The following is a 9,291-nucleotide window of genomic DNA, read 5'->3' as shown; positions in this document are numbered from 1 at the left end:
CTCTCGTCGGCGATGGGGCCATGCAGATGAACAATATGGCCGAACTGATCACGGTCTCGAAGTACATGCATCGCTGGTCCAACAAAACCTGGATTTGCTGCGTGTTCAACAACGAGGACCTGAACCAAGTAACCTGGGAGCAGCGGGTGATGGAAGGCAATCCGAAGTTCGAGGCGAGCCAGACTATCCCGAACGTGCCCTACCACAAGTTCGCGGAATTGATCGGCCTGAAGGGCATCTACGTCGACGATCCCCAGCGCATGGGGGCGGCTTGGGACGAGGCGCTCGCTAGCTCCGTGCCGGTGGTGCTGGAGGTGAAGACCGACCCCGAGGTCCCGCCGCTGCCGCCGTTCTTCACGCTCCAGCAGGTGCAGAACTTCATGTCGATGCTTGGCAAGGGCGATCCGAAGGAGCGCCACCTTCTCGTCGATACCGCGCGTCAGGTGCTGAGTTCCGTCCTGCCCGGCAGTGAGTAGGACGGCTTCTACGGCATGCGTGACGATCCGGGGATCGGAACGGTGCGGGCGCGAGCCTACACCGTTCCCACTGACGCGCCAGAGGCGGACGGTACCTTCGCCTGGGACAAGACGACCATCGTCGTCGTCCATATCCGAGCCGGCGGTGAGACCGGCCTCGGCTACAGCTACACCGACGCCAGTGTCGCGCGCTTGATTGTAGGGACGCTCGCATCGCATCTCACCGGGTTGCCCGCCCTCGACATCCCGCGGGCCAATGCCGTGCTGTGGGGCGCCGTGCGGAACCTCGGGCGCTCCGGGCTCGCCGCCACGGCGATCTCGGCATTGGACACCGCCTTGTGGGACCTCAAGGCACGCCTCCTCGACATATCCCTGGCGAGCCTGTTCGGGCAGGCGCGGGAACATGCGGAGATCTACGGAAGCGGCGGCTTCACGAGCTACGACGACCGGCAGTTGCGCGGGCAGCTTGCCGGATGGGTCGAGCAGGATGGCTGCCGGGCGGTGAAGATAAAGGTCGGCAGCGCTCCCGAGCGCGACCCGGCACGCATTGCGGTCGCGAAGGCGGCCATCGGCGATGCGCGCCTGTTCATCGATGCCAACGGCGCTTTCACCCCGAAGCGCGCCATCGAGGCGGCGCAAGTTGCGGAGCGGTTCGGCGTCACGTGGTTCGAGGAGCCCGTGTCCAGCGACGATCCTGTGGGGATGGCTTTCGTTCGCGCCTCGGCGCCTGCCGGCATGGAAGTCGCCGCGGGCGAGTACGCCTATACCCTGGACGACTTGCGTGGTCTGCTCGACGAGGGAGCCGTCGATGTGGCCCAGGCGGACGTGACCCGCTGCGGCGGTTACAGCGGCTTTCTGAACTTAGCGGCCCTATGCGAGGCGGCGCATTTGGACCTGTCCGGCCACTGCGCACCCGCCCTGCACCTGCCGGTGGCCGTTGCCGCCCCCCGCTTCCGACACCTCGAATGGTTCCACGACCACGTCCGCATCGAGCGGATGCTGTTCGACGGGGCACCTGTCCCGTGCGATGGCGTGATCACCCCCGACCTGACCCGGCCGGGACACGGCCTCACCCTCAAGATCCGGGATGCCGATGCCTATGCCGTCTGACCGCGCCTCCCAATCGCCGAGACGACGCGCCACCGTCCTCAAGCGTCGTGTCGCACCCGTACGGATCGAGACGGCCGTCCACCCGGTTGTGGTCCTGGCCGCGTTGGCGGCTGGGGCCGGTTTGCTGACTTGGTTCGCCGCCGGGCGTTCCAAACCCCTAGGGCCCGCTGCCGGCGGTCGCAGCTACAGTCCGCGCGGGCGCGATGTCACCGCGAGCGCGGCACAGCGCCTGAACCACGCCTCGACGATGCTCGCCGCCTCAGTGTTGTTCGATTCCGGCCTGGAGCATTACCGTGGCCAGTTCTTCAACCAGGCGATGTACACACCCATCGTCGTGTCCAGCGTCACACTAGCGGCGTCCCTGCACGGGGCCGGCGACACCGACCCCGGCAGCTCCCGCGTCCGGCACGGGGTGCAGGCGCTCGCCGGCCTGACAGGGCTGATCGGCTTCGGCTTCCACGCCTACAACGTCGGCAAGCGCGAGGGCGGCTACTCCTTCCAGAACCTGTTCTATTCCGCCCCCATCGGCGCGCCGATGGCGCTGACGCTGGCCGGCGTCCTCGGGGTCGCCGCTGAGCGCGTGCGTGATGCCGACCCCGCCGAGCCTCGCCTCGCCGGTTTGCCGGCCGGCCGTTCCCTGGCAGTCGCCACGGCGGGCATGCTCGCCGGCACGACCCTGGAAGCCGGGCTGCTTCACTTCCGGGGTGCCTTCCAGAACCCAGCGATGTTCGTTCCCGTCACCCTGCCGCCGCTCGCCGCCGCCCTTCTCGTCCGCGCGGCGACCAAGCCGGAGGGAGCGAGTCAGGCCGGCGCCAAGTGGGGGATGTGGGCGGTGTCGGCGATGGGCGTCGGCGGCGTCGTCTTCCACGCGTACGGCGTCGCCCGAATGATGGGCGGCTGGGCCAACTGGCGCCAGAACCTCATCGACGGACCGCCGCTGCCTGCCCCGCCCTCCTTTTCGGGAGTGGCGCTCGGGGGGCTCGCGGCCCTCGAACTCATCGAGCGCAGCCGCTTCCGCTTTTAAGCCGAGAGATCATCATGCGTTCGAGACTGGACCTTTATCCGGGCTACGACGTGCTCGCGAAGCGCGACGGCCCGTCTTGGAACGCCAAGACCCGCGAGGTCCTAGAGGAACGGCTCGCCATCGGACCCGAGACGCGCCGCTTCTTCAACGATATCGAATGGTCGACGATGACAGCGCTGGCCGAGCGGATCGTCCCGCAACCCGCCGACCGGGGAGATCCGGTCCCAGTGGCCGCCCTCGTCGACCATAAGCTCGCGACCGATACCCGCGATGGCTACCGCAACGCCGAACTGCCCGAGGAGCGTGATGCGTGGCGCCTGGGACTACGGGCCCTCGATAGCGAGGCAAGGGCACGGTTCGGGGCACGCTTCCACGAACTCGGCGCCTGGGCGCAGGACGAGTTACTGAAGCTTGCTGAGAAGGGCGACCTGACCGGCGCGGTTTGGGAGGGCATGCCCTCGAAGCTGTTCTTCCACCAGCGCATCCTCGCCGACGTGGTGAAGGCGTACTACGCCCACCCCACCGCCTGGAACGAGATCGGCTGGGGCGGCCCGGCAAGCCCGCGCGGCTACGTCCGCATGGATTTCGACCGCCGCGACCCCTGGGAGGCCGCCGAGGCCAAGCCCGGCCGCGAGGACGAGGCCTACCAAGAAAACCTCCGGGTCGGCCGGTAAGGATTTCCCTACGATGCGCATCCCCGGCCTCGGCAACGCCGCCGACAACCCCAAGCACGCCACGCCCGGCGACGACCCGGAGCACCATCCCCGCGCGCGCGACGGTCGCGCGCCCAACGTCATGCGGATCGGCGAGTGGGTGCCGATGCGTCAGCACCGGGACGAGGAGGAGGTCGACTTCGCCATCGTCGGCACCGGGGCGGGCGGCGGAACCCTGGCCTGCCGGCTCGCGGAGGGCGGCCTCTCAGTGGTGGCCTTCGATGCCGGCCCATATTTCCGGCCGCTGGAGGACTTCGCCTCGGACGAGAGCCACCAATCCAAGCTCTATTGGACGGACGAACGCATCGTCGACGGCGAGAACCCGCTGCAGATGGGCTCGAACAATTCCGGCAAGGCGGTGGGCGGCTCGACCGTGCACTACGCCATGGTGGCCCTGCGCTTTCGACCGGAGTGGTTCAAGGCCCGCACCCTGATGGGCTACGGCGCCGATTGGCCGCTCGATTGGCGGGAGATGTGGCGCTACTACGATCAGGTCGAGGACGACCTGAAGATCTCCGGTCCGGTCAACTATCCCTGGGGGCCGCACCGGCGGCGCTACCACCGCCGCGCGCACGAGATCAACGCCGCGGCCAAGGTGCTGGCCCGGGGCGCCGAGGCGATGGGCATCGGCTGGACGCCGACGCCGCTCGCCACGGTCTCGGCCCCGCACGGCGACGCGCCGCCATGTGTGTACCGGGGCTTCTGTACCCTGGGTTGCTCCACGAACGCCAAGCAGAGCGTGCTCGTGAGCTACCTGCCCCGCGCCCTGAAGGCGGGCGCCGAGATCCGCGACCTCGCCATGGTGGGACGGATCGAGACGAGAAACGGGCGCGCCACCGGCGTCCATTACTTCCGCGAGGGGCGCTGGCGCTTCCAGCGGGCCAAGAACGTCGTGGTGGCGGGCTACGCCATCGAGACGCCGCGGCTCCTCCTAAATTCGGCGAACCAGGAGTTCCCGGACGGGCTCGCTAATTCCTCGGGCCTCGTCGGCAAGAACCTGATGGTCCAGGGCAACCAAGCGGTCTGGGGCGTCTTCGACGAGGAGATCCGAAGCTACAAGGGCCCACCCTCGCTCGCCATCAGCGAGCATTGGAACTACGATGACAAGGGTCACGGCCCCTTCACGAAGGACTTCTTCGGCGGCTATTCCTACATGAGCCAGGGGCCCCTGCCGCAACTCTGGGCCAACACCCAGGCCTCCGCGCACGGCCTTTGGGGCGAGGCGCTGGTGGCCGAGATGCAGCGCTACAACCACGTCGCCGGGCTGAAGGTCGTCTCCGAGTACATGCCTCAGGAGCGTAACCGTGTGACGCTCGCGGACGTGAAGGATCAGTACGGGCTGCCGGTGGCCCGCATCACCTATTCCTGGTGCGACAACGACAAGGCGCTGAACCGCCACGCCCTGAAGTTCATGCGCGAGGCTCTGTCAGCCGCGGGCGGCCGCGAGGTCTGGGACCAGGTCGACGATACCTGTCACCTGAACGGCACCGCCCGGATGGGCGACGACCCGCGGAGCTCCGTGGTCGATGCCGATTGCCGCTCCTGGGACATCCCGAACTTGTACGTCTGCGACGGTTCGGTCTTCCCGACGGTTGGGGGGGTCAATCCCTCGCTCACGATCCAAGCGGTCGCGTTACGTACGGCGGACCGGATACTCGCGAGGAGGCGGTGACCGGCTTCGCGTGTCAGTGACGAAAATTCATGCGCCGGTGATGGCCACGCGCCGAACTATGGTTACGGTTGCTGGGCCTACGGCTACGGTTACTGAGGCATTGCAAAATCAACGGAGGTTCGGAGCCAAACCGTCAGTCTAGAAACGAGAGAAGCGACCGACAGCCCCTCGGTCACCTCTTTCCGTATATAGATGGGGCCATCGTTCTTATAGTTTGCGCCAAGAGACCTGCGATTGTCTATCGCTTATGCGGGTGATCCGTTGCTCGCCTTTCCCAAAAGACACGTCTTCAATCGTCGGCGCGTACCGGAGGCGAAGACAGCTTGCGCCGCAACTCCTCCAACGCCTCATCCCCCCTTCCCGAGGTCCAGGCCCATGCCTCTGAGGATCTCGCCCGCCTTCGTAAACTGGACATCTGGGTAGGCGACGATCTCCAGGTGGTTGCCCCAGGGATCGAGGAAGTTGAACGGGCGGTCCAAGACCGTCGCACCCGCACTTTCGGCGAGCTCCATTACATTCGCGCGGTCGTCGACGACAAGCCCGAAATGCCGCTCCGTGTCGGCCGGCTGTTCCCGTCCGGCGGTCAGGGCGAGGAACTGGTCGCCCATGTCGAGGAAAGCCATGACCGTGCGGCCTGCCTCGTCTTCATGGGTGCCCCGGAGCTCGAACGAGAACACGGCCCGGTAGAACCGGAGCGCATCCTCGATGTCGCCGACCTCCAGCGCGACGTGATTCAAGCCGACGAGGCGAGGCTTCGAGGTGGTCATGGGCTCATCTCCCGCATGGCTGCCGAGCGCGCGCCCGCCCGTCGTCGACGGCGCGTCGCCGAACGTAGGGCACCGTCGACCTGGGCGGCGGAATAGGGCTTCCTCACCAGATCGAAACCGTGGGCGTCGTCCTGCGCCAGCACGTGACTGTAGCCGGACGTCAGGACCACCGGCAGCCCCGGATGGGTCACCCTGAGGCGCTTGGCGAGCTCCAGGCCGCCCATGCCCGGCATGACGACGTCCGAGAAGACCGCGTCGAAGCGGGACGGTGCGGTCTCGATCTCAGCGAGCGCTGCCTCCGCAGTCTGCGCCAGGGTCGTGCCGTAGCCCAGATCGTCCAGGATCTGCGTGCAGAAGCGCCCGATCTCCACGTTGTCCTCTACCACCAGGATGCACCGGTCCCCTTCGTCGGCATGCACGTCGTCGGGCGCGGCGTCCTCGACGACGTCCATGACCGCCTCATCGGCCTGTGGCAGGTAGAGCGTGAACGTGGTCCCGCGGCCGACGACGCTCGCGACGTCGACGTCGCCGCCGGATTGCTTGGCGAAGCCGATCACCTGCGAGAGGCCGAGGCCCGTGCCCTTACCGACCTCCTTCGTGGTGAAGAACGGCTCGAAGATGCGGGCGACGCTCTCTGCCGCGATTCCCGAGCCGGTATCGCCGACAGCGAGCGTCACGAATGGCGTCGACAGACCAGCGTGGCCGCGGATCGCCGGCTTCGCCCTGCCGCAGGACAGGGCCAAGGTCAGCGTGCCCTCGCCGTCCATCGCGTCGCGGGCGTTCACGGCGAGGTTGACGATGGCGGTGTCGAACTGGCTGGCGTCGGCGCGCACGAAGCAGGGGCACTCGGGCTTAGTCGTCACGACGCGGATGCGGGCCCCCGTCAGAGTGTCCAACATCGTGGCCAAGCCGACGAGGCGGGAGCCGACGTCGAAGGTCTCGGGCCTCAGAGGCTGCCGCCGGGCGAAGGCGAGGAGCTGCCCGGTGAGCTTCGCCGCCCGGTCCACGGTGTCGGACACGGCGTCCATGTAGCGATCACGCCGTTCCTCCGGCAGGTTCGGCCGGCGCAGAAACTCGACCGACGACCGGATGATGGTCAGGAGGTTGTTGAAGTCGTGGGCCACGCCGCCGGTAAGCTGCCCGATGGCCTCCATCTTCTGGGCCTGGATCAGGGCGTCCTGCGCCTGGGCGAGGTCTCGGGTCCGCTCCTCCACCCGCCGTTCAAGCGCCTCGTTCATGTCCTGGAGGGCATCCCTGAACCGTCTCTCGCCGACGATGCGCCGCTCGACGTCGCGTGCAAGGCGGAGGGCGAGCGCGGCGAGGCAGATCGCGAGCACCGTGACGAGGAGAGCGGTCCCGGTCTCGGGCTCCAGCCGGTTCGAACGGACGGCGTAGATCTCCAGCGCCCCGAGCAGCAGCGGTGCGACCACGACGGCCGGGAGGAGGAGACACGCGACCTCGCCGCCGCGAAATACGGTCGCGACCCACGGCCCGTGCGGCCTGGAGAGCAGCACCCCGGCCGACAGCAGGCCCAGGGCCAGGGCGCTGAGCAGCGACATGCGCGAGAAGGGTCCGCTCTGATGGAGGGCGCCGACCCCGTAGACGTAGCCCAGGCCGCCGACGGCGGCGACGACGAAGGCGAAGGCAGCCGCCGCCACGCCGAGGCGGGTGAATGTCCGGCCTCGCGCGTCGCCGAGGATGATGCCGGCCGCGGCCCCCAGGACGCAGGCCACGGTCGCGAGCGACATCCCGTTGTCCAACCCAAGCGGACCTGACACGAGTCGCTGCAACCAGTCGTCGGGTCGGAGGCCGTGGGGAACGGCGTACTGGATGCCTCCACCGGCAGCTACCGCAACCGCGACGACGGCGAGCCAGCGGCCCACACGCCTGTCGGCCTCTCGCCCCTCGGGCTGGGCCGAGAGCAGCAACGAGACCGACAGGATCAGCACCGCGAGGGCAGTCAGCGCCACCATCGGCGCCTCGCCCGGAAGGATCGTCGTCAGAACAGGCAATCGGAACGCCCAGCCCGAGGCGACAGTGATCGAGACCGCGATGCCGAAGTAGGCGAGCGCCCGGGACATGGCCCTTGCCCTTGCCGCGGGACCCGCCGCAGCCGTGTCGTCCGCTCGTCGAGGAACCTGTGCCAACACTATTCCCGTCCGCAGGCTGACCTTGGGAGAACGCACCGGCCGACGCGACGTTCGCGGTCGCGCCTTTCGATGCCGCGGTTGCCCGAAACCCCTAGACCCGACCGGGGAGGAAACCGTCCCCCTTGTCAGTGGCGAGGCAACAGATGGAAGATTAGTCCGCTCCATCCAGTAACAGGCCAGTGCAGGTCAAGCTGCTCGGCTTCCGGTCCGCTCCCGTCCGTGATGCCAATAGGGTGTGGAACGCCAACAGCCCCATTCATACTCGGGGCCAGATTATTCCCGCCCCCTGAAACCTTCCGCGGCGAGCCTCCGTACAGGTCGGGGTACGCCCGACTAGGGCGTGGCGCGAGGCCTCGCCCCAGCGCACGGATAGTTGCGCCCATAGGCCATCACTCAGGGAAATTAATTCGATAAATCAGGAACTTGCGGCGCGTTCTTCGTCTTGCCCCACTGTGCGAAAGGGGAACCCTTCCCCGTACAGGAGACGACGAATGAAGATCACCACCCTCGCGCTCGCCGCCTCGGTCCTCGGAGGCCTCGCGCTCGGAACCGGCGCCGCCTCGGCCGCCCCGATGGGCCCGAACGGCCTTCAGGCCGGCCCGGCAGGCATCACGCAGGTCCGAATGACGCATAGCGAGCGCATGATGATGAAGAAGCGCATGATGCATAAGAAGATGATGAAGCGCCGGATGATGAAGCGGAAGATGATGATGAACCGCATGTAAGCGGCCATCCCGAACGCGGCGGCCCGGCCCTCGGTCCGGTCGCCGCGCCCCTCAGTTCCCAGGACGAGCCGCCCTCGTGCCCCGCACCTACCTGACGCGCTCCGCCCCCGACACGGGCGAGGTGGAGCATCGGCGCTGGATGTTCCGGCACCCCGCCGTCATCCGGATCACCCACTGGGTCAACGCGCTCTGCCTGCTGGTCTTGCTGATGAGCGGCCTGTAGATCTTCAACGCCCACCCGGCCCTGTACTGGGGCAAGGTCTCGACCTTCGACACGCCGCTGCTGTCGATGACCTCGACCGAGGACGACCCGCCCAATGGCGTCACCACGGTCCTGGGCCGCACGTTCGACACGACCGGCTGGCTCGGCTTCTCGCCCGGCGCCGACGGCGAACCGGCCGACCGCGGCTTCCCTTCGTGGCTGACGCTGCCGAGCGACCAGGATCTCACCGGCGGCCAGAGCTGGCACTTCTTCTTCGCCTGGGCCCTCGTCCTGAACGGCGCCCTGTACCTGCTCTACGGCCTATTCAGCGGCCAGCTTCGCTTTCGCGTCGTCCCGCAGCGTGACCAGGTCCGGCATCTCGGCGCCTCGGTATGGGAGCACCTGACCTTGCGCTTCCCGCAGGGCGACGAGGCCAAGCGCTACAACGTCAT

At 67.7% G+C, this 9,291-nt stretch carries 8 protein-coding genes and 1 pseudogene; 7 read left to right on the top strand and 2 right to left on the bottom strand.

The annotated features are described in order from the left end of the window. From AAHG09_RS31350 to AAHG09_RS31330, 5 genes are all read left to right on the top strand, one after another. Window positions 1-476 (top strand): thiamine pyrophosphate-dependent enzyme (locus AAHG09_RS31350; protein ID WP_342112209.1); only part of this gene is annotated, 476 nt, incomplete at its 5' end. Between the two features lie 15 nt (window positions 477-491). Beyond that, on the top strand, window positions 492-1,586 hold the full coding sequence (locus tag AAHG09_RS31345) for an enolase C-terminal domain-like protein (protein ID WP_342112206.1): 1,095 nt from the start codon (window positions 492-494) through the stop codon (window positions 1,584-1,586). Continuing rightward, on the top strand, window positions 1,570-2,610 hold the full coding sequence (locus tag AAHG09_RS31340; RefSeq protein ID WP_412760118.1) for a hypothetical protein: 1,041 nt from the start codon (window positions 1,570-1,572) through the stop codon (window positions 2,608-2,610). Before AAHG09_RS31345 ends, AAHG09_RS31340 begins: the two co-directional genes overlap by 17 nt. 14 nt (window positions 2,611-2,624) lie before the next feature. Beyond that, window positions 2,625-3,284: a gluconate 2-dehydrogenase subunit 3 family protein gene (locus AAHG09_RS31335; protein WP_342112202.1), complete on the top strand. Its 660-nt coding sequence runs from the start codon at window positions 2,625-2,627 to the stop codon at window positions 3,282-3,284. Between the two features lie 13 nt (window positions 3,285-3,297). Further along, the gene (locus tag AAHG09_RS31330; protein ID WP_342112199.1) at window positions 3,298-4,995 is read left to right on the top strand and encodes a GMC family oxidoreductase; all 1,698 of its coding nucleotides are present in this window, start codon (window positions 3,298-3,300) and stop codon (window positions 4,993-4,995) included. Between the two features lie 347 nt (window positions 4,996-5,342). Here AAHG09_RS31330 and AAHG09_RS31325 read toward each other — a convergent pair whose 3' ends face one another. Both AAHG09_RS31325 and AAHG09_RS31320 read right to left on the bottom strand, forming a co-directional pair. Continuing rightward, window positions 5,343-5,762 (bottom strand): VOC family protein, encoded by a 420-nt coding sequence (locus AAHG09_RS31325; RefSeq protein ID WP_342112197.1) that lies wholly within the window; start codon window positions 5,760-5,762, stop codon window positions 5,343-5,345. Next, on the bottom strand, window positions 5,759-7,843 hold the full coding sequence (locus tag AAHG09_RS31320) for an ATP-binding protein (RefSeq protein WP_342112195.1): 2,085 nt from the start codon (window positions 7,841-7,843) through the stop codon (window positions 5,759-5,761). The genes AAHG09_RS31325 and AAHG09_RS31320 overlap by 4 nt, the downstream gene beginning before the upstream one ends. A gap of 560 nt (window positions 7,844-8,403) precedes the next feature. On the opposite strand from AAHG09_RS31320, the gene AAHG09_RS31315 reads away from it, so the two are divergent. Beyond that, the gene (locus tag AAHG09_RS31315) at window positions 8,404-8,637 is read left to right on the top strand and encodes a hypothetical protein (RefSeq protein WP_342112192.1); all 234 of its coding nucleotides are present in this window, start codon (window positions 8,404-8,406) and stop codon (window positions 8,635-8,637) included. A gap of 139 nt (window positions 8,638-8,776) precedes the next feature. Beyond that, window positions 8,777-9,291, top strand: a pseudogene (locus AAHG09_RS31310) (cytochrome b/b6 domain-containing protein); the annotation flags it as partial.

The sequence above is a fragment of the Methylobacterium guangdongense genome (assembly GCF_038442355.1).
Lineage (GTDB): Bacteria > Pseudomonadota > Alphaproteobacteria > Rhizobiales > Beijerinckiaceae > Methylobacterium > Methylobacterium guangdongense.
This window is presented reverse-complemented; position numbering and strand designations above follow the sequence as displayed.

Coding starts and splice junctions, on each gene's coding strand:
- AAHG09_RS31315 (WP_342112192.1), top strand. CDS start 8,404: ATGAAGATCACCACCCTCGCGCTCGCCGCCTCGGTCCTCGGAGGCCTC.
- AAHG09_RS31325 (WP_342112197.1), bottom strand. CDS start 5,762: ATGACCACCTCGAAGCCTCGCCTCGTCGGCTTGAATCACGTCGCGCTG.
- AAHG09_RS31340 (WP_412760118.1), top strand. CDS start 1,570: ATGCCTATGCCGTCTGACCGCGCCTCCCAATCGCCGAGACGACGCGCC.
- AAHG09_RS31330 (WP_342112199.1), top strand. CDS start 3,298: ATGCGCATCCCCGGCCTCGGCAACGCCGCCGACAACCCCAAGCACGCC.
- AAHG09_RS31320 (WP_342112195.1), bottom strand. CDS start 7,843: ATGTCCCGGGCGCTCGCCTACTTCGGCATCGCGGTCTCGATCACTGTC.
- AAHG09_RS31335 (WP_342112202.1), top strand. CDS start 2,625: ATGCGTTCGAGACTGGACCTTTATCCGGGCTACGACGTGCTCGCGAAG.
- AAHG09_RS31345 (WP_342112206.1), top strand. CDS start 492: ATGCGTGACGATCCGGGGATCGGAACGGTGCGGGCGCGAGCCTACACC.